Genomic DNA, 25,383 nt, shown 5'->3' with positions numbered 1-25,383 from the left:
TGTGGTCGCTTAGCACACTTTCGCCAAGCGACCGACGAGAATTAGCCGCCCAGCTTCGCTGTTAATGCAGGTAACACTTTGTAGAGGTCGCCGACAATCCCGTAATCCACCATATTGAAAATAGGCGCATTCTTATCTTTGTTGATAGCAACAATGACCTTTGCTCTATCAACACCCACCATATGTTGGATTTGCCCTGAAATACCGACAGCAACATAAACATCAGCACCTAAAGTCACACCAGAAACACCAATATAGCGATCGTGTTCCATCCAACCTTCGCCTTCAGCAATTGGACGTGAGCAACCCACTTCACCTTGAAGGGCTTTCGCTAATGCTGACGCTAACGCAATATCATCTGCCTTACCAAAGCCACGTCCAACACCAACAACACAATGCGCTTTACCTAAATCAACGCTACTACCTTGTTTTGGCTTACGTGCTAACACTTTTAATGTATACGCAGGGGCGACAAAGGTGCCTTGTACCACTGATGCATTGGGAGCATCTGTAATGACTTCCACATCTAATGCACCACCAACAGTAGCAATAGCATAAGGTGAGCGAATTTCTGCTTTAGCATGTGCTAAACCACCATAAATTTGGTGTGTTGCGATCACCGTATTGTTTTCAACAGTCAGACTTAATGCATCACTGACAACACCTGCTTTTAACGTAACACCTAGACGAGCCGCAATGGCTTTTGCTCGTTTTGATGATGCTAATAAAACCAATGCATTAGCACCTGCTTCTTTAATAATTTCAGCAAAAGAGGTCGCATAATCTTCAGCAATCACACCGTCTTGTGGCGCAAAGCAATAGACACAATCAGCCCCCAGACTGACGCATTCACGCGTACTTTCATCATCACCGATAAATAACACATTCACTTTTTCACCAAGACTACGAGCAAACGCAATCAGTTTTGCTAAATCATCCGCTTTCTCGGCATAAACAAAAGTTGTAGGGAGTAAACTAGCCATTTTTAATCTCCTTATTGATTAACCGCTTGGCGTAAATGCTCAGCAAATGTGGCAATATTTTCATCTGAATCACCGTCTAAAATAATCCCTAGGCGATCAGTCTGTTCTGGTGCGCACACCTGTGTTTGCACAACAGTCGGAGCTAAAATATCAACACCAATATCCCCTAACTCAAGTTTCTCAACAGGTTTTTTATTGGCAGCTAAAATGGCTTTCATTGATGGTAATTTTGGGGTGTTGATGCTTGATGTCACGCAGACAACGGCAGGTAATGTCAGCTCTAGCTCTTCAGTGATATTTTCTAAATCACGCTCAACAATGATTTTGTCACCTTCAACGGTGATTTTGTTCACGGCATTAACACAAGGTAAGCCTAAGTATTCACCTACTGCTAAACCTGTTTGTTGAGCGTATAAGTCACCAGAGCCTTCACCGAAAATTAATAAATCAAAACCCACCTTTTGTGCCGCTTGCGCAATAATATTAGCGGTATCTGTTGAATAAAGAGCATTGCACGCATCATCAGCAACAAGTGTTAATGCATCAGGGCCACGCGATAAAATATCTTTTTTAATTTTCGCATTTTCTACCATTGCACTAGTGCCTATACTCAATGCAGTTACGGTGCTATCACCCAGAGCCGAGGCAATTTCTACTGCGGTTTCAATTGCATTTAAATCATATAAACTAATTTTTAAACCCGCATTATCAGTTGCGAGTGTACGATCAGGCCGCGTTGTGATGTCTTGTTCGTCATGAACAACCTTACAGCAGGCAATAAGTTTCATAATTCACATTCTCCGTTTTGCTCAAGGGAGCAAATTAATAAAATCCCAATGTCATTACGCTAAAATATGTTTAGCGATCACCATGCGTTGCACTTCGCTTGTGCCTTCAAAAATTTCAGTGAGTTTTGCTTCACGCATTAGGCGTTCAACAGGATAAGATTTGGTGTAACCCATACCACCGTGGAGTTGAACGGCTTTTTGAGTGACATAGGTTGCTGTTTCAGAAGCGTATAATTTGGCTTGCGCTGATTCGCGGGTATAAGGAAGCCCAGCAATTTTTGCCGTAGCTGCGCGATATACCAGCATACGAGCACAGTCTACGCGGGTAGCCATGTCCACTAACATCCATTGCACACCTTGGTTGGCTGCAATGGGTTTTCCAAATTGAATACGCTCTTTGGTGTAATCAATCGTGGCATCTAATGCACTTTGTGCGATACCTAACGCAATAGCAGAACAGCTTAAACGACCACCATCTAAGGTCTCCATGGCAATGCTAAAGCCTTTACCTTCCGCGCCTAAACGTGCACTAACAGGTACAACACAGTCACTAAAACTGACAGAACAAGTTTCAGAGCCATTCATACCCATTTTTTCTTCTGGTAAACCAATGCTGATCCCTGGGTTATCACGCTCAACTAAGAATGCGGTGATCCCTTTAACACCCGCACTTTTATCAGTCATGGCAAATACGATAAAGAATGCACCTTGAGGTGCTGCTGTGATCCACAATTTAGATCCATTGATCACATAATTATCACCTTGACGAACAGCGGTTGTTTGTTGAGCGGCGGCATCACAACCCGCACTTGGTTCGGATAAACAGAAGCAACCAATTTGTTCACCTGAAACCACTCCCGGTAAAATACGTGCTTTGGTTTCTTCATCAGCATATTTTTGAATAACAGGGCCTGTTAATGAACACTGTGATCCCATGATCATGGCATGTGCTGCACTGACTTTTGCCATCTCTTCTGTTGCTAATACATAGCTAATTGCATCCGCTTCTGTACCACCATAATTTTCATCAATATTGAAACCAAAGAGTCCTAATTCAGCCATGGGAGTGATGCTTTCACTTGGAAAACGGTGTTCTTTATCGATTTCCCCCGCAATCGGCTTAATGTCGTTTTCAACAAACTCTCTGACCATATCGCGGATCAGGATTTGTTCTTCTGTTAGCTGAAAATCCATGTTTATTTTCCTCTGAGAATATTTAGGGTTATCTCTATGGCGTGCGATTTCACGTTTTTCGTCTTATCGCACGCATTAATGGGTTAACGTTATTCCTACATCGTCGCTATAGATGCAGGTAAGAAGGTGTACAGCAGCAACATAAACATCATGGCTAACAGTGGGATCGCGAGAGTTAACGTTCCTACAGGGCCATAGCCCTCTTTATGGCTGACACCACAGACGCTAAAGACAGTAATAATCAATCCGTTAAATGGTGGAGTTGTACTCATTGATGCCATTGTGGCCACACGGTGTAAGGCGCCTTGATCAACCACGGTTGCAGGGAACATTGCAGCAATCATTGGCATAGCAATACTTAACGCACCAGAGCCTGAACCGCTGATAAACACCAGCGCACCGACGGAAATCGCAGTCACAACCAGAGGATTAAGACCCGATTGAGCAATCGCTTGGAAAGATTCTTTGAATGCTGGTAAGGTCATCACTAATGCCCCAAACCCAACAATAACTGCGGTATTAAAGAGAGAGGTCACTCCTTCCATCGTGCCAGCGGCCAAATTAGGTACGAGTTTTTTCCAATCGAGATAGCGTAAATACACAATTAAGGCCGCTATAATGGCGCAGAACAGAGCAATAGCAGGATCCCATTTCAGAATATTCAGCACGACCAACAAAATAAGCATTGGGAGTAATGCAACGAGCACATTCGGTAATTGACGTTCTTTTTTACCCTCTTCGGCTTTTGCTGTTTTTTCGTCTTCAACCCAACCTTCACCTTTCGCTTTTACACGCTTAAATAACCAAGTGAGATAAATAATCACTAAAGTGACCTGGAACAGTGCAGTCAACATTCCGGGTACTAAACCCGCCGTCGCTGACGTCCCTAGGAATTTCATTGGAATAAGGTTTTGGATTTGTGGTGATCCTGGCATTATCATCACAAACGTACCTGCACCAGCAAAATAGACAGCTGGAATAAGCCTGCGAGGCAGATTCGCTTTACGAAATAGACTCACCATCATCGAATAAACGGTAAACAGTGCAACAAACACTGAAACACCGCCGTAGGCTAAAATGGCACAAGCCGCAACTAATGAAGGAATAACGGCTCTTTCACCAAATTTACCAATAATAAAAGAGGCAACACTATCAGCAGCGCCACTGATAGCGGTTAATTTGCCAAAAATCGCACCGAGTACGAAAATGAAGAAGAAGCTACCAAAATAGCCACCTAACCCACCGGTATACACTTGTAACAGTGCATCGACAGGATTAAGCATATCTGGTGATACAAGCCATGCAGTCACAGCAAGAAATAGGCTGGTGGTAAAAACAGAAATGAAGATATGTATGCCTTTCATACACATGATCATTAATATCGCTAGCCCAATGATTAAACAAATAATACCCATAATTGCCCCACTTATATGTGTTAGGGTTCAATTGACCTGTGCTATTTCACACAGGTCTTTTGTGACTATTGATTAATGTTGTTAAGCAGAAAGCACATCCGCAAAAGTTTGCAGTGCGGTTCTAGCCTGTTCATACGTTTTGGTTTGCTGATCAATTTCGATAATGATGGAAGGAATGCCTTCTTTATCGAGGAATTTCTTCACTATCGGAGCATCGAATTCTTCGGGATCACAGAATTTTGTCAGTAAATAGACGACACCATCAGCGCCTGTGTTTTTCACCATATCGGCAATTAAACGACCGCGTTTTTTCTCTGGATCATATAAAAGTGAACACCCTTCAAGCTGGGCAATTTGCTCTGCCATCGCTTCATAAGGTGCGTTATTTTCTGGGATATCTTGACGGAACTGACGAGACTCATGCGCCACTTCATCTGCTACAATCGCCATCTTGTTATCAGCCAAAATTTGTAGAATAGAAGGACTATCCGCAATAATGCCTGTCACGACAATTTTGTGCCCTTTCCAAGGTTCTGGAGATAAGGTTTTGCATTGCGCAACAATGGCTTCAACAGCTTTGGTATGTTCAACCACATCCATAAAATAACCACTTTTGATCACAGTATTACGACGTTGTGGTGTGATTAAGTTTGGATGAAGGGCTGCAATTTCAGAGAATTCACGTAACGCGGCGCGACGCAGATTAAACAGATGGATTGCATTTTTTAGTGCATCATCTGTCACAGGCTGACCTGAAATTTCCCCTAATTGCAGTGCAATTTTTTTGTATTGTTCAGTTAAGAAAGCAATACCTGCTGGGGTTTTACGATTTTGTGGATGCACCAATTGAATAAATGGTACTTGTGACACACCGGCTTTCCAGTTTTGCCCTAAGCATTTTAAGGTGTCACACAAAGAAGGAATTATGGCTGCTGACAGTTTATTCAGCGCACCATCTAATCCCATCTCAAGAGAAGAAAGCACTAGCGCACAATAAAAAGGAGGAAAATATTTCTTCGCTTCTGAGATTTCACGTCCTTCAGCTCCCCAAATGCCAAAAGGCACCATGCCAGCCGCATAGACAATTTCATTCGGGGTATATTCAGGAAAACAGCCAACAACCTTTTTGCCACTGCGAATAAATCCCTCTAACTGAGCAACAGGAGTATCCACCACTGCTTGTAGAGCATCAAACTTATCTATTAATGTTTTCATTAGATGTCCCCCTTTTTCATTTCTGCCTTATTAGCAGCCATAATTTCAGTCAATGCTTCAACACGGGTGACATACTGCGCTTCAGAGAAAACTCGAGGATCAGCTTGGTCGCCATCAAAAGTCACTGTTGGGATCTTAAGTTCATGACGAATACGGCGCTCAATTTCAGGCATAATGCCACTCCAGAGCTTACAACTGCGGTTAACGTGAATAATCGCACCGTCCACTTTATTCTGACGACTGACGTCAATACGCATATCTGCAGCACGCTCAACAGAGACACAGTTAGGGACGTAAGAGTAAGCACGCATCATCTCGTCACTGTTTTGATAAATCACACCAAATGCAGTGGCGTAAACAGTGGCAGTCACGTTGATGCCTTGCTCTTTTAACGGAGTCGATGTGGCACGCAAGTAAGGCCAGCAGGCAATACCTTCAAAGAGAACACGGTATTTTTCTTCTCCGCGATAAGTCGATTTTTTCTCTTTGATGTTTTGTTCCATCTCTTCACACAGTTGTTCAAAAGCCAGTGCAGCTTCTAATTTACCGCGCGCACAAACAGCAACAGCCATGTGGTTAAACAAATCAAAACCATTCATTGGAGACGGTTCATATTGGCAATATTCTGCAGCTTTTAACCATGCACGCCCTGTGCGTTGTGAGATTTCACAGACTTCTTTAAATTTCTCTTCGGAGAAGACTTTGCCAGTGACTTTTTCAAGTTGTTTAATCGCATCATCAAATTGCGCTTGAACATACTTCACGGTCACATCATCGGTGTCATAATCATTTTTATAAGGAATATCGATGAGGATCATCGGGATATTCAGTTCATATGCGATATTTTCATACCACTTGATCATGCAGTTACAGATATTGTTGCAACACAGCAAGAAGTCGGGCTGAGGCATATCCATCTCTTCACACTGCTTAATATCCATGTAAGAGAGACTGATACGAGCATAAGCACAGATATCATTGGAATACCCCATACTCTCTGCATGTTCACACATTTTTAAACCCGCACCTTTTGCCGCAATCGCAGCAGCTTGGTTTTCAGGGTAAACCACACATAAACCTAATGTTTCAGCAATCTCTTGTGGAAAGTTAGAGGCACACCAGCCTATTTTTTCACCGCTATTTTTAGCATCCCACGCACGCTGATAAGCATCCGCAGCGATTTTTTGCAGTCGTTTTTTTGCAGGAATATAATCCGGCGCATTCATATCTACATTGCTCATTTTGATGTTCCTATTGTTAACGCATCGTCTTCCAGTTGATGGCGGTACGCTTCAAAGGCATAAATGGCGGCACCTATCGCCCCGTTGTATTGTGATAATGGTGAGATGGCGATAGAGGCGTTCAGCTCTTCGCTAACATAACGAACAACTTCAAAATTACTGGCAACACCGCCTGTCATCACGACAGGTGCTTCAACACCCACTCGTTTTGCAAGACCAGCAATACGGCTAGCCACCGAGCGGTGAATACCATTAATTACATCGGGTATTGTTTCGTTATTTGCGAGATGGGAAATGACTTCGGATTCAGAGAACACGGTACAGGTTGAGCTAATCGTGACTTTTTTAGTGGACTTAGCGCCCTCTTGTGCGAGATCGGAAATCTTAGTTTCTAATACTCTCGACATCACATCTAAAAAGCGTCCTGTACCCGCAGCGCACTTGTCATTCATCACAAAGTTTAGTAAACGGCCTGCACCATCCATATGGAGTGCTTTAACGTCTTGACCGCCGATATCAATCACTGTTTTTACGCCCGGAAAAAGAAAGTGCGCCCCTTTCGCATGACAACTCAGTTCGCTCACTTCTTTATTGGCTTCTTTCAGAGAATTACGGCCATAACCTGTTGCGCAGATCCAACTTATCTGACTGAGATCACCGCCAAATTGACTGACTACTTCAGCGATCGCTTTTTCAGGTCCTGAGGTTCCTGCACCTACGGATGCCAGTGATTTGGCGACAATAGTGTCACCATTTTTCATGATGATGCATTTTGATGCAGACGATCCGATATCAACGCCCATTGTGAAAATGTCTTGTTGCATGCCTTTGCTCTCCTGAAAATTAAAAAAATAAATGGATTATTCTTTCCACGTCATCACGTCTTTATTGGCTTCAAGGTTGGCAATTTCCTCCGCGCTATACCCTAATTCAGCTAATACAGACGGTGTATCTTCACCTAGCAAAGGACCACGACGATATTCAGGCAAACCACTTTCTAAGAAATCAATAGGTGGACGAACTAAGGCTTTTTCACTGCCATTGTTGTACTTCATGTTGTAGAAGGTGTTGATTGCCCAAGCCTGTTTGTCTTCCAACACCTCTTCCCATGTTTGCGCAATACTGAATGGGATATCGTTTTTGGTGAAAATATCTGCCCACTCTGACGCTGTTTTTTGCTCAACTTGATGCCAAATCAGATCATATAATTCAGGGGAGCGATTATTTTTCGCCACTTCTTGTAAACGTGTATAACGAGCGTCTTCCGCTAAATCTGGACGACCAATACAAGAAATAAAGGTTGGATAGTAGGCGTCATAAACTGGCATACAGACCTGAATAAAACGGTCATCTTTTGTTTTATAAGCCAGAATAAATGGGCTAGTGGTATTACGACGATCGATTGGATACGGCTGGCCATAATCGGGGTATTGTGCTGCTTGGATCATGATCGCTTGGGTATAAATTGAGGTATGCAGTAAGTTCGTCGAAACATACTCACCTTGACCAATATTTTTAGCGCGAATATAAGCCGCTAACACCCCAGAGACTAAACCTAGTGCACATTGATGATCGCCAAGGCCGGGGATCACGTTCATAGGTACTGTGCCTTTTTGATACAGCGAACCTAAAATACCGCCACGCGCAAAGAATGCGGTGTAATCAAATCCAGGTAGATCTTTATCTGGACCTTCATCGCCATAGCCTGTCACGCTGGCATAAACTAACTTTGGAAAGCGCTGTTTTAAGGTTTCATAATCTAGCCCAGCGCGTTCTCTTGCCCCCGGGCGCCAGTTAGTTAAGAAAATGTCGGCTTTTTCTAACAGTTCAAACAGAATTTTTTTACCTGCTTCTGTTTTCGTATTTAAGACAATGCCTCGTTTATTGGCGTTTTCTAAATCAAAGCTGGTGTTTTCATGTTGATCTAACGGACGGCCTTCAGTCGGTGCGGTATAACGTAAGTTATCACCACTTGGGGATTCAATTTTGATTACATTTGCCCCCATATCAGCTAAAATACGACCTGCTGCGGGTACGGCAATAAAGGTCGCCAGCTCAACTACAGTGACGCCTTCCAGTGCTTTACGACTTGTCATTTTTTCTCCTAATTATTTTTAGACTTCATACTGCTGTTGTCAGAATGTGGATAATCCGCGGTCACTTAACCCGCTACTTTGGTTTCTTCATCCTTGATTGAAACGCCATAACCCAATTGCAATTTCAGGGCTTGCACATCAATTTTTCCGCAAGGGGTATGAGGAAATTGCGTAAAGAAATGGAGTTCTTTGGGAATTTTGTAGCGAGCCAATCGCTCTTGTAGAAATGTACGTAATTCGCTTTCATTTAGGGTGTAGTCTTTTTGCACACAAATCGTAGCAATCACTTCTTCACCTAAATCTGTAGAAGGAATACCGAACGCTTTGGTTGCATCAACGCCAGGATATTCCGCGATAGCCTCTTCTATTTCACAAAGGCTGATATTTTCACCACCACGGACTACAATTTCTTTCATGCGATAGGCATAGTGGTAATTTCCTTGTTTATCGACATAACCAATATCCCCTGTATGTAACCAACCCTCTTCGTCTAGTGCTTCCTTGGTTTTATAAGGGGCATTGTCATACCCCATCATCACATGAAAACCACGGGTGCAAATTTCACCCAAAACGCCCACTGGCACAGGTTTACCTGTTTTCGGGCTAATGATTTTCATTTCAACAAAAGGTAATGGTTTACCGATAGAACTGCGTTTTATGGATAAAGCATCATTTGGTAATGTTTGAGTACAACAAGGAGAAGCTTCTGTTTGACCATAAGAGACGGTGATCCCTTTCATCCCTAGAGTATTTTCAATGTCATCAACTAATGCAGAAGGGAAACTTGCCCCTGCGATAATACCTTTATCAAGGCTAGATAAATCGTAGTGAGAGAACTGCTCGTGCTTCATTAAGCGACTAAAAATCGTTGGTACGCCATGCATAACGGTGCAGCGATAGTCTTGAACCACTTTCAAAACATCTTCTGCACAATAGTTATCAAGAAGAACTAATTGGCATCCAGTTGTTAACGCAAAAAAGAGGCAAGAAGAGAGCCCAAAACAGTGAAATAGAGGAACAGCAAGGCAAATGACATCGTTATGCGTTACACCTAACCGCTGTGCTGACAACATGGCATTGTTAATCACATTATATTGACTTAACATGACACCTTTCGGCATTGCTGTGCTGCCTGAGGTCATTTGAATGGTCAGTAAATCTTTTACACTGACTTGTGAAACAGCGTGTTGATATTCTTTATCTGATATTTTTTGGCTAACTTCTTTTAATTGAGATAAAGAGACACTTTTTTCTGCATGTTTATTTCCCATGCTAATAAATAATCGAGGTAATATATCGTTATTTTCAGATGCTTTTTCAGAAAGACAATTAATAACCTCAATAAAGTCATTACTTTTAAAACCATCTGAAAAACAGAGTGCTTTAATTCCGGTTAATCGACATAAATCTAATAACTCTCTTTTTTTAAAATGAAAGTTAATACAAACAACAGGAACACCAATTTGAGCGGCAGCAAGAAAACAGATTATCCACTCTTTGCTATTAGCAGACCAAATACCTAAACGATCTCCTTTTTTTAAACCAATGGCTAAAAAACCACGCGCAACACTTTCCACTTCTTGTTGTAATTGTTGCCAAGAAAGTGTCTTTTTACTTTGGTTTTCAATCAAGGCTGTTTGTGAAGCATATTGCTTTACAATATTGTTTAGACATTCTTTAACTGTCATTTCTAATAAGGTCATAAATACCTACTCAACCGCTTTTCTGCTGGTGTTTGCGTCTGTAATGACCTTATTCTGGGTAGGGAGAATTATTCATTCTTGGTAAATAACGAACTGTTTTTCGTCATTTGAATAGTCTGAGAGAGATCTGTGATTGGGGTCTAGATTTGGTGAGTTAAATATAATTTGTAATTGAAGAGAAATTAATAATAATGAAATAAATTTGAAACCAAGGCGTTATAAAGGTGTTATTTAAAAAAATAAAAAGGAGAGTTATTTTATTTAAATAAGAAAAATAAAGTCACTCTCTTTTTAATATAAATAAACTCATCTCACTTAAGATATAAACAAATCTTATCAATAAACATTGATGTAATAATTTAAATTAAAATAATATAAAAATAAATACAATAACGATTAAACTTTATAACATCTAAATAAAAATATTTTAAATGACTTAACTTATTTTATTATTCATCAATTAAAGATGTTGTTTACCCTGTCGCATTGGCATGGTTGAGGTTTGATTTAGTGTTAATCCTTTGGTTTCTGGTGCAAACAATACAGAAACTATCATACCGAATAAGGAAATCGCAGCGCCCACCAGCATGGTGGTATTAATGCCATAAGTGGCAATAAAAGCAGGAAGCGCACAAGTTGAAATAACCGTCCCAATACGACTTATTGACATAATGACACCAACCGCCGATGCACGAATATCTGTTGGGAACAATTCATTTGGATAAAGCCATTGTAAAATTCCGGGGCCACCAGAAAAGAAGGCATAAGTCGCAAATGCTAAGATAACAAATAAAATAGGTAAATCAGGAAAAACACCTAGCACCAATAGTGCTAATGTCATCATGGCAAAACTACCAATCAATAACGGACGTCGCCCTGTTTGGTTTAACCAAAACATGGCGGGAATACACCCAAACATAAAGAATAGGCTAATCACCACATTACCTAACGCAGCGCTCCTTCCTGCATCCCATCCTAATAACCCGACAATCTGTGGCCCGAAAGTATAAATGGCAAACATGGGGATAACTTGGCAAGTCCAAATGACGGCAACAAACAGAACAAAAGAAAAATGACGTTTATTAAATAGCTCGATAAAACGCGTTGTTTTAGCATTTTCAGCTTCAAAAACAACCGGTTCACCAAAGAGCTTTATCATCATTTCGTTACACTCTTGAATACGCCCTTTACGTATTAACCAAAGGGGTGATTCGGGCAAATCAAAGCGGCCAATTAAAATAATGACGCAAGGAATAAAGGCACTGCCCAACATCCAACGCCAGCCATCTTCAATATCGTATAAAAGATAACCGACTAAATTTGCGCAAGTCGCCCCGATATACCACATAGCAGCAATAAAACCGACGGCAAAAGCACGTTGTTTTTTATTGGAAAACTCCGTGATCATCGAAGTCGCAATGGGATAATCGGCACCAATCACGATTCCAATAAGGAATCGCATCACTAATAGGCCCACCGGCGTTGACACAAACATCGTCGCAATCGAAATCAGCGCAATAGCCACAATATCAACGAGGAACATTTTGCGACGACCCACTTTGTCACAAATATAACCAAAGAGTGATGTACCAATAAAAAGCCCGGCTAATGTTGCAGCACCAAGCAGACCTATCCACTGTGCATCAAGCTGTAATAACGGCGTGAGTTGCTCTAACGCCACCCCAATGATCACTAATACATAGCCGTCAAGAAACGGGCCACCACTCCCCCATAACATCACCCGACGATGTACAGAGGTAAAACGAATATCATCAAAGTTTCTGGGTTGCATGACTGCGTCCTGGTATTTTTTCTAAATAAAATAAAAAAGAAAAGCTCCCAGGCCGGAGATAGCACTGGGAGAAAAGTCGTGATACATCATCCGTAACGATATTCCACGCCAAACGTTCCGCGTGGGTATTCCCATTTTTCAAGCGCACTATCTAAACCAAGAATTCGACACGTTCCACACTCTAAGCATCCTGCATAATCAAAACTAATGGTGCCATCTTCTTGTTTTTTATATAGACCTGCAGGACATGCTTTAACTAAGGTTTCCAATACCTGCATATCAGGCTGTTCTTTAACGACGATATGTGGATTTTCTTCATCGACATTAAATTTATTGATGCCTAGTTTGACATCGACATTTACGGGAGAACTCATATTGCTTTTACTCCTTTGATCCCATCTTTGATCAGATTCATCCAACCGACTTTTTTGGTATGACGCATCATGGTTTTACGCATTGGTACGGGTACTTCACCCGTAACGGTAAAGAGATCTTTCGCGATACCAACGATCATTTCAGGATAAGCAGTGAACATACGAGGATTATCAAGTAGATCAGGCATACGCTGATACGCTTTCATATCGCGTAACGGGCCATCTTCTAAATGTGTGAGATATTCATTTAGCGTTTGTTTGCTAAAATCGTTTTTCTCCATAGCAGAGAGCACGGTTTTTGCCGCAGCTTCGCCAGATGCCATCGCTAAATCCATCCCGCGGATAGTAAAGCCAAGGTTCATACACATCCCTGCAGCATCACCGGCAATTAATACACCATCGCGTACTAATTCATTTTGCATTCTTAAGCCCGCTTCTGGGACGACATGTGCACCGTATTCCATCATTTTTCCGCCTTCAATTAGCGGAGCAACAACGGGATGCTGTTTAAAATCTTCCAACATTTGTGGTACGGATTTTTTCGCATCTTTAATATGATGAAGGCCACAAACAAGACCTAAAGACAGAGTGGTTTTATTGGTATATAAAAAACCACCGCCCATTAATCCATCGGTAGGCGAGCCGGCAAATAACCAAGCCGTACCTTCGTTATCTTTTAGGTTAAAGCGATCGTTAATCACACTTTCAGGCAGTTCAATGATCTCTTTTACGCCCACCGCCACATTTTCAGCAGCAACACGTTTTGTCATCCCTAACTGTTCAGCAAGAATAGAATTCACGCCATCAGCTAAAATAACAGCTTTGGCTTCTAACACATCACCATCAGCTTCCACACCAACAATCTTGCCATCACGCTCGACGAGCTTATCAACACGAATACCGGTAATGCATTGCGCCCCCGCATTTTCGGCTTGTTCCATTAGCCATTGATCAAACTCACCACGTAATACAGACCAAGAGGCCGTTTTGGGATTATTCCCTTCAGCATTTTGGTAATCAATTGTCATTGCGCCGGTTTCAGTCATAAACGACAATTTTTCGTGAGTGATAACGCGTTCAACTGGTGCTTCTTGCGCAAACTCAGGAATGATGCGCTCAAGAGTATGTGCGTACATACGACCACCGGTTACATTTTTCCCGCCAGCGTAGTTACCTCTTTCTATTAGCAATACTTGTGCGCCTTCCCTTGCCAAAACAAGTGCAGCCACAGAGCCTGCTAATCCTGCGCCAACAATAATGGCATCGAAAATATCTTCGGAATCGGACATAACATCTCCAGAATTTGCGATAAAAGCAGAGAAGTCGCCTTCTCTGCTTAAATAAATCAGTTAGATAATTGACGAGTTAATGCAGGTAAAATCTTCATTAAATCACCGACAATGCCGTAGTCAGAGAATTGGAAGATAGGGGCATTTTTGTCTTTATTAATAGCAACAATAGTTTGTGCGCCATTTGCGCCGACCATATGTTGAATCTGTCCTGAAATACCAGCCGCTAAATAGAGTTCAGGTTTCAGCATCAGATTAGAAATACCAACATAACGCTCGTGCTCCATCCATTTCTCATTTTCAGCAACAGGACGAGAACAGGCAATCTCAGCACCAATAACTTTCGCTAATTCTTCTGCAATAGCGATATTTTCTTTGCTACCAATACCGCGACCTACACTGACAACAAAGCGCGCTTTATCTAAATCAACGGCGTTGATTGCGCGCGGTTGAACTGCATTACGAACAATGGTTTGAGCTGGCGCTATCCATGCCACTTTTTGTGCATTACCCGTAGCGTCATTTTCTGGTGCAACATCAAAAGCCCCCACGCTTGCTGTCACCACGCAATAAGGGGTTTTCAGGGTTTCATCACCAAAGGCAAGACCACCGTAAACCATGTGTTTTGTGACTAATGCATCACCGTCTACTGTTAAAGATTGTGCGTCATTAGAAACAACCGCCTCTAAACGATGACCTAAGCGTGCTGCGAGTAATTTGCCACGACGTGTATTCGGTAATAGTACTAAACCTGCATCACTTTTTTGTTTGATGGTTTCAACCATGCTTTGTGCATAGTCTTCAATAATGCGATCGTCTGGTTTGCCTTCTAATTGAAAAACAGCTGTTGCACCTAATTTAAAGGCAACCACACTTTGTTCATCATTCAATGTAAATACATTAATAGATTGACCTAATGAAGAAGCACCACCTATTAATTCTGGTAAACGGGAAAGTGCATCACTAAATACCCAAACAGTTGAAAATTGGCTCATAACTCCCCCTATTACTTAAGAATTTTGCGTAAATGTTCTGCCAACTCAGCAATCTGATCGTCACCATCACCTTCAATAATGATGCGTTGACGGACTTTCTGTTTTGGTGCCGCGACTTTTTGCTCTGAACGCGCAGTAATAACATCCAGACTAAGATCAGTAACACTCCATTGTTGAACTGGTTTTTTGGCAGCGCCAAGAATGGCTTTCATCGAAGGAATTTGAGGTGTGTTAATGTCAGTAGACACCGCAATGACAGCAGGTAATGGAATTGTCAGTGTTTCAATTTCATTTTCTAATTCACGTTCAACCGTGATGGAATCATTAGAAAGAGAAACAATTTTGTTAATACCATTTATTGCTGGGATATTTAAAATTTCGCCCACCAGCAAGCTAACTTGTTGTGAGCTGAGATCTGCAGAACCATCACCACAAAGAATTAAGTCATAACCTTTTTTAGTGGCTGCTACTGCTAGTGCAACCGCCGTTTGATAGGGTAAAGAGGCTTCAAATTGGTCATCAACCACAACGACTAAATCATCAGCACCGCGAGAAAGAACGTCTTTACGCGCTTTCGCATTTGTCAGTGCTTTACCACCCACACTCATTGCCGTGATTTGAATGCCATCAAGTTGCGTCTTAAGCTGATTAGCGGCTTCAATTGCGTTTAAATCATATTGGCTGATTTTGGTATTAGCACGAGAAAAATCCAACGAACCATCTGCGCTATTGATCGTTATATCCTGCTCATCGGGAACACTCTTGTAACATGTAATAATATTCATTACATCTCCTGAAATTAATAAATAATGTCATTTACTCTGGCAATGTAATATAGAATTAACATAATTAAGCGGTTAAAAAATTAAACCTAGGTCACCAATATTGAACATTATTAAATAAAGAAGAGATAGCGTTCAATATTGCCAAATACATCACCAATATTGAAATTAGTTTTAATTTAAGTGTTCAACTTTCAATATTGCTACTTCGATCAACAATATTGAAGATAATAAATATAATGGTATTTAACATTCAATATTGCCACTCAGATCAACAATATTGAAAGATGGAATATAACAAGCCGATTACATACGACCAAATACCAATAACTATCAGTTAGTTACAATGAAAACAAAACGTTATAAAACGTAACATAAAAACGACAAAAAGAATAGTGTGAAGTGAATAACAGAATAGATTTCTTATAATATCCATCATTCTTTATCATTAATGGATTTGTAGATTAGCCAATGACTTTATTTTTCTATTATGATGAATCACCAATAGACAAAATATTCACAAATAAACTTAATTGCTTTATTAGTTATTAGGAATTAACACTACTTAAACTTCTGCGCTAAATATATTTGGAAAATTTAACCATGAGCAAAGATAATAAAAAGGTAGGAATAGAACCGAAGGTTTTTTTTCCGCCATTGATCATTGTTGGTATTTTATGTTGGTTAACGGTACGCGATCTTGATGCTTCAAATGAAGTGATTAATGCCGTCTTCAGCTATGTTACCAATGTCTGGGGTTGGGCCTTCGAATGGTACATGGTTATCATGTTCGGAGGTTGGTTCTGGCTAGTCTTCGGCCGTTATGCCAAGAAACGTCTTGGGGAAGACAAACCTGAGTTTAGTACCGCAAGCTGGATCTTTATGATGTTTGCGTCTTGTACATCCGCAGCTGTCCTTTTCTGGGGGTCGATTGAAATATACTACTACATTTCAAGCCCACCTTTTGGAATGGAAGGTTATTCAACACAAGCAAAAGAGATTGGCCTTGCTTACAGCTTGTTTCACTGGGGGCCTTTACCTTGGGCAACTTATAGTTTCCTTTCTGTTGCATTTGCCTACTTCTTCTTTGTACGCAAAATGGAGGTCATTCGACCAAGTAGCACCTTAACTCCATTAGTTGGTGAAAAACACGTTAATGGCTTATTCGGTACCATTGTTGATAATTTCTATTTAGTTGCCTTAATTTTAGCCATGGGGACTAGCCTTGGTTTAGCCACACCACTTGTGACTGAGTGTATTCAATACCTATTTGGTATTCCACATACCCTGCAATTAGACGCCATTATTATCTCTTGCTGGATTTTGCTTAATGCTATTTGTGTGGCATTCGGTCTGCAAAAAGGGGTAAAAATCGCCAGTGATGTGCGTACTTATCTGAGTTTTTTAATGCTGGGTTGGGTATTTATCGTCGGTGGTGCAAGCTTTATCGTCAATTACTTTACTGATTCTGTGGGCACATTATTGATGTATATGCCACGTATGTTGTTCTATACAGACCCAATCGGTAAAGGTGGATTCCCTCAAGGTTGGACGGTCTTCTATTGGGCATGGTGGGTTATCTACGCCATTCAAATGAGCATATTCTTAGCCCGTATCTCTAAAGGCCGTACTGTGCGTGAACTGTGTTTAGGAATGGTTTCAGGCTTAACCGCAGGGACTTGGCTAATTTGGACAATTCTTGGCGGTAATACTCTACAACTGATTGATCAAAATATTCTCAATATTCCACAACTAATTGAACAATATGGTGTTCCACGCGCCATTATCGAAACATGGGCAGCATTACCGCTTAGTACAGCGACAATGTGGGGCTTCTTTATCCTCTGCTTTATTGCCACTGTCACCTTAATTAATGCCTGCTCTTACACACTCGCCATGTCCACTTGTCGCTCTATGAAAGAAGGCGCAGAGCCACCTTTATTAGTGCGTATCGGCTGGTCTGTATTAGTTGGTGTTATCGGCATCATCCTATTAGCACTTGGGGGTTTAAAACCGATTCAAACCGCCATTATCGCCGGAGGATGCCCACTATTTTTCGTCAATATCATGGTCACCTTGTCCTTTATTAAAGATGCCAAAGTACATTGGAAAGACTGATCCGCTATACGCAAAGAATGACATATTAAGAGGTTATTAACATGGATTTTAGATTGAATGATGAGCAGGAACTGTTTGTTGACGGTGTCCGCGAATTAATGGCCAGTGAAAACTGGGAAGCTTATTTCGCACAATGTGATCGCGAAAGCAAATACCCAGAACGTTTTGTCAAAGCCTTAGCGGATATGGAAATTGACAATCTGCTTATCCCTGAAGAGCACGGCGGCTTAAATGCAGGTTTTGTTACTGTTGCTGCCATTTGGATGGAATTAGGTCGTTTAGGTGCGCCAACTTACGTGCTTTATCAATTACCAGGTGGCTTTAACACCGTCTTACGTGAAGGGACTCAAGAGCAAATTGATAAAATCATGGCGTTCCGTGGTACAGGTAAACAAATGTGGAATTCTGCTATCACTGAGCCCGGGGCAGGCTCCGACGTTGGTAGCTTACAAACTACTTATACCCGTAAAGATGGCAAAGTTTACCTTAACGGTAGCAAATGCTTTATCACCAGTAGTGCCTATACCCCTTATGTTGTTGTAATGAGCCGTGACTCAGCGTCTCCAGATAAACCTATCTTTACCGAATGGTTTGTGGATATGAGCAAACCCGGTATCAAAGTCAACAAGTTAGAAAAGCTGGGTTTACGCATGGATAGCTGCTGTGAAATCACTTTCGACAACGTTGAACTTGAAGAAAAAGACATGTTTGGTCGTGAAGGCAACGGCTTTAATCGAGTGAAAGAAGAGTTCGATCATGAACGTTTCTTAGTGGCTCTTACTAACTACGGTACTGCGATGTGTGCATTTGAAGATGCTGCTCGTTATGCCAACCAACGTGTGCAATTTGGCGAAGCTATCGGCCGTTTCCAACTTATTCAAGAAAAATTCGCTCATATGGCGATCAAACTCAATTCAATGCGCAACATGTTATATGAAACTGCATGGAAGAGTGACAACAACTTAATCACTTCTGGTGATGCAGCTATGTGTAAATACTTCTGTGCGAATGCAGCATTTGAAGTGGTTGATAGTGCCATGCAAGTGCTTGGTGGTGTTGGTATTGCTGGCGAGCACCGTATTTCTCGTTTCTGGCGTGATCTTCGTGTTGACCGTGTCTCTGGTGGCTCTGACGAAATGCAGATCCTGACACTTGGACGTTCAGTACTTAAACAGTACCGCTAATTAATCACGAAACCTCTCTCATCATTAGGTAAGAGAGGTTTCACTCAACCACTTACGAGGTGACGCTATGACAGAACATTTACCAATGCCACAATTCGGCCCACTTTCAGGGGTTCGTGTTGTGTTTTCAGGAATTGAAATTGCAGGGCCATTTTCAGGACAAATGTTTGCAGAATGGGGTGCTGAAGTGATTTGGATTGAAAACGTTGCATGGGCTGACACCATCCGCGTTCAACCTCACTACCCTCAACTTTCTCGCCGTAATCTTCATGCACTATCGTTAAATATCTTTAAAGACGAAGGTCGTGATGCGTTTTTAAAATTAATGGAAACAACCGATATCTTTATCGAAGCCAGTAAAGGCCCAGCTTTTGCACGCCGTGGTATTACTGATGAAGTATTGTGGGAGCATAATCCTAAATTGGTTATTGCGCATTTATCGGGGTTTGGTCAATACGGTGATCCGCAATATACCAACCTACCCGCTTATAACACCATCGCTCAGGCCTTTAGTGGTTACCTTATTCAAAACGGTGACAAAGATCAGCCAATGCCAGCCTTCCCTTATACCGCAGATTATTTCTCAGGAATGACAGCAACCACTTCCGCGTTAGCTGCACTGTATAAAGTCCAACAAACAGGCAAAGGTGAAAGTATTGATATTGCTATGTATGAAGTGATGTTGCGCATGGGGCAATACTTCATGATGGATTATTTCAATGGGGGCGAAATTTGTCCTCGAATGACCAAAGGAAAAGATCCGTACTACGCAGGCTGTGGGCTTTACCGTTGCCAAGATGGTTATATCGTGATGGAAGTTGTCGGTATCACGCAAATTGAAGAAATTTTCAAAGATATCGGCCTGGCTCATCTGCTTGGTACACCTGAAGTGCCGGAAGGTACTCAACTTATTCACCGTATTAATTGCCCTCATGGCCAATTATTTGAAGACAAGTTAGATGAATGGTTAGCCAAACAGCCTATCACTGAGGTCCTTAAACGCCTTTCAGAACTCAATATTGCCAGTGCCAAAGTACTCACCATTCCAGAGCTTGAAGATAATCCGCAATATATCGCGCGTGAATCGATCACCGAATGGCAAACCATGAATGGCGAAACCTGCAAAGGACCAAATGTGATGCCGAAATTTAAAAATAATCCGGGAAAAATCTGGCGTGGAATGCCGTCTCACGGCATGGACACTGACGCGATATTGAAAAATATCGGATATAGCGATGAACAAATCAGGGGGCTAGTCGATAAGGGGCTGGCTAAAATCGAAAAGTAATACTGTTGAATTCAGATAGCGCAAAGGTAGAAAGCGCGTCTGAACTCACGGCAAAAGAACGGGATAACAGTTTAATGGATGTGATTGGCAAACAAAACTTACGTCAAATGTGGGATGATTTGGCAGAGGTTTATAGTACAAAAACAGCGCTAATTTTTGGATCCGCACAAGGACAAGAGAGACAATTTAGCTACAGTGAATTAAATGAAGAGATAAACAGAACCGCAAATCTTTTCCATGCTGGTGGCATAAAAAAAGGCGACCATGTTGCCTTGCATCTTGATAACTGCCCTGAATTTTTCTTTTGCTGGTTTGGGCTGGCAAAAATAGGCGCTGTCATGGTGCCTATTAATGCGCGATTTATGCATGAAGAGAGCGCATGGATAATCAACCACTGCCAAGCCCACTACGTGGTCACATGCGATAATTTCTACCCTATTTATCAACCTATGCTACAGGATGAACAAAACCCTTTAACGCAGTTGTTTTTAATAACAGAAAACAATCTCCCTGTTGAAAAAGGGGTTATCGACTTTTTAAAAGAGAAAGCCAAGCACCCTATTACGCTTAATCATTACACCCCATTAAGTGTGGATGATACGGCTGAAATTCTTTTTACTTCAGGCACAACCTCTCAACCTAAAGGCGTTGTTATCACACACTATAACTTACGCTTTGCCGGTTATTATTCATCATGGCAAAACGCCTTACGGGAAGATGACGTTTATCTTACTGTAATGCCTGCTTTTCATATTGATTGCCAATGCACGGCTTCCCTCGCGGCATTTTCAGTGGGTGCTACCTTTGTATTGTTAGAAAAATACAGTGCTAGAGCCTTTTGGAAACAGATAATTAAATACCAAGCAACGGTAACAGAATGTATTCCAATGATGATGAGAACTTTAATGGCCCAACCCATTTCATCAGAAGAAAAGCAACACAAATTACGCGAAGTGATGTTCTACCTTAATCTCTCAGATGAAGAAAAAGACGCCTTTATTGAACGCTTTAAGGTTCGATTACTCACCTCTTATGGCATGACAGAAACCATTGTTGGTTTAATTGGTGACAGGCCTGGCGATAAACGCCGTTGGCCATCAATTGGCAGACCGGGTTTTTGCTATCAAGCCCAAATTAGAGACAAACAAAATAACGAAGTCCCTGATGGGGTGGTAGGTGAGATTTGCGTAAAAGGTGAACCAGGAAAAACCTTATTCAAAGAGTATTACAATCGACCTGATGCAACAGCCAAAGCGCTAGAGCCAGAAGGTTGGTTACATACGGGTGATTATGGTTATCGTGATGACGAAGGCTTTTTCTATTTTGTTGATCGCAGTTGCAATATGATCAAACGCGGGGGTGAAAACGTCTCTTGCGTTGAGATTGAAAACATCATTTCTTCACACCCTAAAATTCAAGATGTGGCTGTAATAGGTGTCCCTGACAACATTCGTGATGAAGCGATCAAGGCCTTTGTGGTGCTGGTCGAGAATGAAACCTTGAGTGAAGAAGAGTTTTTCCATTTCTGTGAGCAAAATATGGCGAAATTTAAAGTTCCCAGTGCTCTTGAATTTAGAGAGGGTTTACCACGTAACTGCTCCGGAAAAGTGATTAAAAAGCATTTGAAATAAAGCATAGGTAGATTCAATCACAACTTAATAACCTCAATCATAAATGCTTATTTTTGATGATGAAAAGGAATACAACATGAGCCAATCATTACACCTAACAACGCGTGGTTCAGTACTTGAAATTGTATTAGATAGACCAAAAGCCAATGCTATTGATGCGAAAACCAGCCATGAAATGGGAGAAGTTTTCCTACGTTTTCGTGATGATCCCAACTTACGTGTCGCGATTATTACAGGTGCAGGTGAACGCTTTTTCTCGGCAGGATGGGATTTAAAAGCAGCAGCTGAAGGTGAAGCTCCTGATGCTGATTTCGGCGCAGGCGGTTTTGCGGGGTTAACCGAGCTTTTCACTCTAGATAAACCCGTCATTGCAGCGGTTAACGGCTATGCTTTTGGTGGTGGATTTGAATTAGCACTCGCTGCCGACATGATGGTGTGCTCAGACAACGCTTCTTTTGCGTTACCTGAAGCACAATTAGGTATTGTGCCAGATAGTGGAGGTGTTCTACGTTTACCTAAACGTCTCCCCCCTGCTATCGTCAATGAAATGCTGATGACAGGCCGTCGCATGAATGCAGACGAAGCATTACGTTGGGGTATTGCAAACCGTGTTGTTAGCGTTGCTGAATTAATGGATAGCGCTCGTGAACTCGCAGATCAAATCGCCAATAGCGCCCCACTGGCTGTTGCAGCATTAAAAGAGATTTATCGTGCCACTAGCGAACTTTCTATTGAAGAAGGCTACAAATTAATGCGCAGTGGTGTATTAAAACATTATCCAAGTGTTCTCCATTCAGAAGATGCCACAGAAGGACCACTTGCCTTTGCTGAGAAACGTGTACCTGAATGGAAAGGACGGTAATTATCTAGTGTTTCGATAATACAACAAAGAGGAAAACGGATGAGTATCTACGCGTTTGAAGGTCTTGTTCCTGTAGTACATCCAACCGCCTATATTCACCCATCTGCGGTATTAATTGGTGATGTCATTATTGGTGCGGGTGTTTATATTGGCCCATTAGCCTCATTAAGAGGGGATTATGGACGCTTAATTGTTGAAGCAGGTGCTAACCTTCAAGATGGTTGTGTCATGCATGGTTATACAGATATGGATACCATAGTAAGAGAAAATGGACACATCGGACACGGAGCGATCCTTCATAGTTGTATTATCGGGCGTGACAGCTTAGTCGGCATGAATAGCGTGATTATGGATGGAGCCGTGATTGGTGAAGAAAGCATTGTAGCGGCAATGAGCTTTGTAAAAGCGGGTTTTCAAGGACAACCTCGCCAAATGTTAATTGGCAGTCCTGCCAAACATTTGCGCGATATTACTGATCAAGAGATGGAATGGAAGCGCATGAACACGCGTGAATATCAAGATCTCACAGTACGTTGCCACCAAAGCTTAGTCGAAACAATGCCACTAGCCGCGCCTGAACCTAATCGTCCACGTTTACGAGGCACTACAGACGTTAAACCTAAAGGTCAGTAATAAACAGCGACAGGCATCATTGCGCCTGTCGTATTGTATTTATTGTAAGATCATAAATGATCAGTTAGCGTCGTTGTGATTTTGACAGCATCCATTGCCATTTCTGCTCATGGTTGAGCCCATGAGGGATCATCGTCGCTAATTTTTCAGGTGAGCTTTGACTACTTTTTCCTTGAGCATGACCTTTTAAACGTGAATAGAGTTGAGGATCAATATGACTCACTTTGATCATTCGTTGGCACTGACATCCTCTGCCTTCAAGTTGATTAGGAACACTTTTCGTTTCACACTCAATTTCTTTCACATCAGAAAGGATGTAAGAAACGATATTAATCGCATTACATTGAGGGATATCGAATTTTTTCGCGATCTCTTTTGCGCTTACCCAACGCTCTTGTTCTTGAACCCAATCAGCAATTGACAGATAGAGTGGCTTATTCATGTATTCTTCACACATATTTACTCCAGTATTACAAATAAAATTTTATTTATTGCTAAATAAAAATAATAACTGTATATGTTAATTATCATTGCACCACGGAGTATCCGTTTTCCCTGTTAATTTGGTAATTTAACTACCCCATCAATATAATATTAATTTATTTTTAACAACCAAACTCGTTAATTAACACGCCTGTCACAATTTATTATTTTGTTATTAAAACAAAAGTAATAACTATTAAACTGAGTAAAAATAAAAATTAATTAAATTAAAAAAACAAACATAACACATTGATAAATAAAGCATTTGAAACAACAAAATAAAAAACAATAGATTATATTAATAATCCATTTCTAGACTAACATTATAATAATAGATTTGAATTTAGATTGCTAGAAAGGTGGCTTATTATTAGATATAAATCAATATTCGTTTATTTAATGCAATAATAACCCAGTGATTAAAACATTAGTAAAAGTGAAGATTAGTATTTTATATACTAAAAGCGATAAACTAAGTGCTATATAACTCTATAGCACCTAGTCTCATATTATTAAATTGATTATAAAAAACGACGCTCAAATGCAGTTTGCCAATCATCCGAAAATCTATTTACCGCATCATCCACAACTGGTGAGCGAATAATAGAGTAAGCAAGCTCAATCGGTAATGTCACCGAAGAAGCCCCCGCTAATAAACAATCAACAACTTGTCTTGGTGTTTTAAAACTCGCTGCTAAGATTTTAGTCGGTAAATTATGCATAGTAATTAAGGTTTGTAATTCTTTGACAACCCTTACCCCATCAGAGCCTTGTCTATCCATTCGGTGAACATAAGGCGCAATATAATCTGCCCCTGCTAAAGCCGCCATTAACCCTTGTGAGACACTGTAAATCGCGGTACCTAATACCAGCATATTTTTTTGCTTTAATTGTTTAATGGCGACAAGCCCCGCTTCAGTAACTGGGATTTTAATCACGGTATTATCCGCGATATTGCCAATACGTAATGCTTCTTCAACCATGGTATCGACATCACTGGCAATGACCTGTGCAAATACTCGGCCTTTGCCTCCCATTGCAGCTTTTAATTCAGGTAACAGCGTTTCAATATCTTGTGCTGATTTAGCAATAATAGACGGATTGGTGGTGACACCTGCAATAGGAAGAACTTGAGAGAGTTTTCTGACTTCTTCGATATCCGCTGTATCTAAATAGATTTCCATAATCGCGCCTCAATAATGTTGGTTTTTAAGCTAAATAATTATAGGTATAACGTAAAAAGTAGCATTGTGCGCGATGGATTTCTAGTGGTTCCAATAAAAATAGCGCCCGAGTAGAGGCGCTATTAATTAAATA

General features: G+C 41.2%; 22 protein-coding genes. 6 read left to right on the top strand and 16 right to left on the bottom strand.

All coding sequences use genetic code 11. From position 1 onward, the window contains the following. Positions 1-41: 41 nt before the first annotated feature. The 14 genes from GWI97_RS11385 to fixA (GWI97_RS11320) all read right to left on the bottom strand — a co-directional run bounded on the left by GWI97_RS11385 (position 42) and on the right by fixA (GWI97_RS11320) (position 15,870). Positions 42-983 carry an FAD-binding protein gene (locus tag GWI97_RS11385; protein WP_036934366.1) on the bottom strand — a complete coding sequence of 314 codons (942 nt, stop codon included), beginning with the start codon at positions 981-983 and terminating at the stop codon, positions 42-44. Between the two features lie 11 nt (positions 984-994). Beyond that, positions 995-1,771, bottom strand: coding sequence for a putative electron transfer flavoprotein FixA (gene fixA / locus GWI97_RS11380; protein WP_036934367.1), 777 nt, complete (start codon positions 1,769-1,771; stop codon positions 995-997). A gap of 54 nt (positions 1,772-1,825) precedes the next feature. Next, positions 1,826-2,965, bottom strand: coding sequence for an acyl-CoA dehydrogenase family protein (locus tag GWI97_RS11375; RefSeq protein ID WP_161751990.1), 1,140 nt, complete (start codon positions 2,963-2,965; stop codon positions 1,826-1,828). 95 nt (positions 2,966-3,060) lie between these two features. Beyond that, complete coding sequence (locus GWI97_RS11370; RefSeq protein WP_036934369.1) at positions 3,061-4,380, bottom strand: GntP family permease; 1,320 nt, start codon at positions 4,378-4,380, stop codon at positions 3,061-3,063. Between the two features lie 81 nt (positions 4,381-4,461). Beyond that, positions 4,462-5,595, bottom strand: a complete 1,134-nt coding sequence (locus GWI97_RS11365) for a 2-hydroxyacyl-CoA dehydratase subunit D (RefSeq protein ID WP_036934371.1) — start codon at positions 5,593-5,595, stop codon at positions 4,462-4,464. Beyond that, a complete protein-coding gene (locus tag GWI97_RS11360; RefSeq protein WP_036934372.1) occupies positions 5,595-6,836 on the bottom strand; it encodes a 2-hydroxyacyl-CoA dehydratase subunit D in 1,242 nt (413 codons plus the stop codon). The genes GWI97_RS11365 and GWI97_RS11360 overlap by 1 nt, the downstream gene beginning before the upstream one ends. Further along, positions 6,833-7,660: an acyl-CoA dehydratase activase gene (locus tag GWI97_RS11355; protein ID WP_036934374.1), complete on the bottom strand. Its 828-nt coding sequence runs from the start codon at positions 7,658-7,660 to the stop codon at positions 6,833-6,835. Before GWI97_RS11355 ends, GWI97_RS11360 begins: the two co-directional genes overlap by 4 nt. Positions 7,661-7,696: 36 nt before the next feature. Next, positions 7,697-8,932: a CaiB/BaiF CoA transferase family protein gene (locus GWI97_RS11350; protein WP_036934376.1), complete on the bottom strand. Its 1,236-nt coding sequence runs from the start codon at positions 8,930-8,932 to the stop codon at positions 7,697-7,699. Positions 8,933-8,997: 65 nt separating this feature from the next. Next, entirely contained in the window at positions 8,998-10,635 is a 1,638-nt protein-coding gene (locus GWI97_RS11345; RefSeq protein WP_161751989.1) for an AMP-binding protein, read from the bottom strand. A gap of 460 nt (positions 10,636-11,095) precedes the next feature. Further along, positions 11,096-12,427 carry an MFS transporter gene (locus GWI97_RS11340; protein ID WP_036934379.1) on the bottom strand — a complete coding sequence of 444 codons (1,332 nt, stop codon included), beginning with the start codon at positions 12,425-12,427 and terminating at the stop codon, positions 11,096-11,098. A gap of 86 nt (positions 12,428-12,513) precedes the next feature. Beyond that, positions 12,514-12,801 (bottom strand): ferredoxin-like protein FixX, encoded by a 288-nt coding sequence (gene fixX / locus GWI97_RS11335; RefSeq protein WP_023582978.1) that lies wholly within the window; start codon positions 12,799-12,801, stop codon positions 12,514-12,516. Continuing rightward, positions 12,798-14,090 (bottom strand): FAD-dependent oxidoreductase FixC, encoded by a 1,293-nt coding sequence (gene fixC / locus GWI97_RS11330; protein ID WP_087803367.1) that lies wholly within the window; start codon positions 14,088-14,090, stop codon positions 12,798-12,800. The genes fixX and fixC overlap by 4 nt, the downstream gene beginning before the upstream one ends. A gap of 56 nt (positions 14,091-14,146) precedes the next feature. Further along, a complete protein-coding gene (locus GWI97_RS11325; RefSeq protein ID WP_036934383.1) occupies positions 14,147-15,085 on the bottom strand; it encodes an FAD-binding protein in 939 nt (312 codons plus the stop codon). Between the two features lie 11 nt (positions 15,086-15,096). Continuing rightward, positions 15,097-15,870 carry a putative electron transfer flavoprotein FixA gene (gene fixA, locus GWI97_RS11320; protein ID WP_087803365.1) on the bottom strand — a complete coding sequence of 258 codons (774 nt, stop codon included), beginning with the start codon at positions 15,868-15,870 and terminating at the stop codon, positions 15,097-15,099. A 600-nt stretch (positions 15,871-16,470) separates the two neighbouring features. Between fixA (GWI97_RS11320) and caiT the strand changes: the two genes are divergently transcribed. The 6 genes from caiT (at position 16,471) to caiE (ending at position 23,583) form a co-directional block, all read left to right on the top strand. Next, a complete protein-coding gene (caiT, locus tag GWI97_RS11315; protein ID WP_036934388.1) occupies positions 16,471-17,985 on the top strand; it encodes an L-carnitine/gamma-butyrobetaine antiporter in 1,515 nt (504 codons plus the stop codon). 41 nt (positions 17,986-18,026) lie between these two features. Continuing rightward, the gene (caiA, locus tag GWI97_RS11310; RefSeq protein ID WP_023582983.1) at positions 18,027-19,169 is read left to right on the top strand and encodes a crotonobetainyl-CoA dehydrogenase; all 1,143 of its coding nucleotides are present in this window, start codon (positions 18,027-18,029) and stop codon (positions 19,167-19,169) included. Positions 19,170-19,236: 67 nt separating this feature from the next. Further along, on the top strand, positions 19,237-20,457 hold the full coding sequence (gene caiB / locus GWI97_RS11305) for an L-carnitine CoA-transferase (RefSeq protein WP_036934391.1): 1,221 nt from the start codon (positions 19,237-19,239) through the stop codon (positions 20,455-20,457). Positions 20,458-20,531: 74 nt separating this feature from the next. Beyond that, a complete protein-coding gene (gene caiC / locus GWI97_RS11300) occupies positions 20,532-22,088 on the top strand; it encodes a crotonobetaine/carnitine-CoA ligase (RefSeq protein WP_036934392.1) in 1,557 nt (518 codons plus the stop codon). 76 nt (positions 22,089-22,164) lie between these two features. Next, complete coding sequence (caiD, locus tag GWI97_RS11295; RefSeq protein WP_036934395.1) at positions 22,165-22,950, top strand: crotonobetainyl-CoA hydratase; 786 nt, start codon at positions 22,165-22,167, stop codon at positions 22,948-22,950. A 39-nt stretch (positions 22,951-22,989) separates the two neighbouring features. Continuing rightward, positions 22,990-23,583 carry a carnitine operon protein CaiE gene (gene caiE, locus GWI97_RS11290; protein WP_036934396.1) on the top strand — a complete coding sequence of 198 codons (594 nt, stop codon included), beginning with the start codon at positions 22,990-22,992 and terminating at the stop codon, positions 23,581-23,583. A gap of 64 nt (positions 23,584-23,647) precedes the next feature. Here caiE and caiF read toward each other — a convergent pair whose 3' ends face one another. Beyond that, positions 23,648-24,040 (bottom strand): carnitine metabolism transcriptional regulator CaiF, encoded by a 393-nt coding sequence (gene caiF / locus GWI97_RS11285; RefSeq protein WP_036934398.1) that lies wholly within the window; start codon positions 24,038-24,040, stop codon positions 23,648-23,650. A 547-nt stretch (positions 24,041-24,587) separates the two neighbouring features. Next, positions 24,588-25,250 carry a fructose-6-phosphate aldolase gene (gene fsa / locus GWI97_RS11280; RefSeq protein WP_036934402.1) on the bottom strand — a complete coding sequence of 221 codons (663 nt, stop codon included), beginning with the start codon at positions 25,248-25,250 and terminating at the stop codon, positions 24,588-24,590. Positions 25,251-25,383 lie beyond the last annotated feature (133 nt).

Source organism: Proteus sp. G2300 (assembly GCF_009915965.1).
In the GTDB taxonomy this organism is placed as follows: domain Bacteria; phylum Pseudomonadota; class Gammaproteobacteria; order Enterobacterales; family Enterobacteriaceae; genus Proteus; species Proteus vulgaris.
This window is presented reverse-complemented; position numbering and strand designations above follow the sequence as displayed.

Bases quoted from the DNA above. Each gene is read 5' to 3' on its own strand.
- GWI97_RS11385 (WP_036934366.1), bottom strand. From the start codon at position 983: ATGGCTAGTTTACTCCCTACAACTTTTGTTTATGCCGAGAAAGCGGAT.
- fixA (WP_036934367.1), bottom strand. From the start codon at position 1,771: ATGAAACTTATTGCCTGCTGTAAGGTTGTTCATGACGAACAAGACATC.
- GWI97_RS11375 (WP_161751990.1), bottom strand. From the start codon at position 2,965: ATGGATTTTCAGCTAACAGAAGAACAAATCCTGATCCGCGATATGGTC.
- GWI97_RS11370 (WP_036934369.1), bottom strand. From the start codon at position 4,380: ATGGGTATTATTTGTTTAATCATTGGGCTAGCGATATTAATGATCATG.
- GWI97_RS11365 (WP_036934371.1), bottom strand. From the start codon at position 5,595: ATGAAAACATTAATAGATAAGTTTGATGCTCTACAAGCAGTGGTGGAT.
- GWI97_RS11360 (WP_036934372.1), bottom strand. From the start codon at position 6,836: ATGAGCAATGTAGATATGAATGCGCCGGATTATATTCCTGCAAAAAAA.
- GWI97_RS11355 (WP_036934374.1), bottom strand. From the start codon at position 7,660: ATGCAACAAGACATTTTCACAATGGGCGTTGATATCGGATCGTCTGCA.
- GWI97_RS11350 (WP_036934376.1), bottom strand. From the start codon at position 8,932: ATGACAAGTCGTAAAGCACTGGAAGGCGTCACTGTAGTTGAGCTGGCG.
- GWI97_RS11345 (WP_161751989.1), bottom strand. From the start codon at position 10,635: ATGACCTTATTAGAAATGACAGTTAAAGAATGTCTAAACAATATTGTA.
- GWI97_RS11340 (WP_036934379.1), bottom strand. From the start codon at position 12,427: ATGCAACCCAGAAACTTTGATGATATTCGTTTTACCTCTGTACATCGT.
- fixX (WP_023582978.1), bottom strand. From the start codon at position 12,801: ATGAGTTCTCCCGTAAATGTCGATGTCAAACTAGGCATCAATAAATTT.
- fixC (WP_087803367.1), bottom strand. From the start codon at position 14,090: ATGTCCGATTCCGAAGATATTTTCGATGCCATTATTGTTGGCGCAGGA.
- GWI97_RS11325 (WP_036934383.1), bottom strand. From the start codon at position 15,085: ATGAGCCAATTTTCAACTGTTTGGGTATTTAGTGATGCACTTTCCCGT.
- fixA (WP_087803365.1), bottom strand. From the start codon at position 15,870: ATGAATATTATTACATGTTACAAGAGTGTTCCCGATGAGCAGGATATA.
- caiT (WP_036934388.1), top strand. From the start codon at position 16,471: ATGAGCAAAGATAATAAAAAGGTAGGAATAGAACCGAAGGTTTTTTTT.
- caiA (WP_023582983.1), top strand. From the start codon at position 18,027: ATGGATTTTAGATTGAATGATGAGCAGGAACTGTTTGTTGACGGTGTC.
- caiB (WP_036934391.1), top strand. From the start codon at position 19,237: ATGACAGAACATTTACCAATGCCACAATTCGGCCCACTTTCAGGGGTT.
- caiC (WP_036934392.1), top strand. From the start codon at position 20,532: ATGGATGTGATTGGCAAACAAAACTTACGTCAAATGTGGGATGATTTG.
- caiD (WP_036934395.1), top strand. From the start codon at position 22,165: ATGAGCCAATCATTACACCTAACAACGCGTGGTTCAGTACTTGAAATT.
- caiE (WP_036934396.1), top strand. From the start codon at position 22,990: ATGAGTATCTACGCGTTTGAAGGTCTTGTTCCTGTAGTACATCCAACC.
- caiF (WP_036934398.1), bottom strand. From the start codon at position 24,040: ATGTGTGAAGAATACATGAATAAGCCACTCTATCTGTCAATTGCTGAT.
- fsa (WP_036934402.1), bottom strand. From the start codon at position 25,250: ATGGAAATCTATTTAGATACAGCGGATATCGAAGAAGTCAGAAAACTC.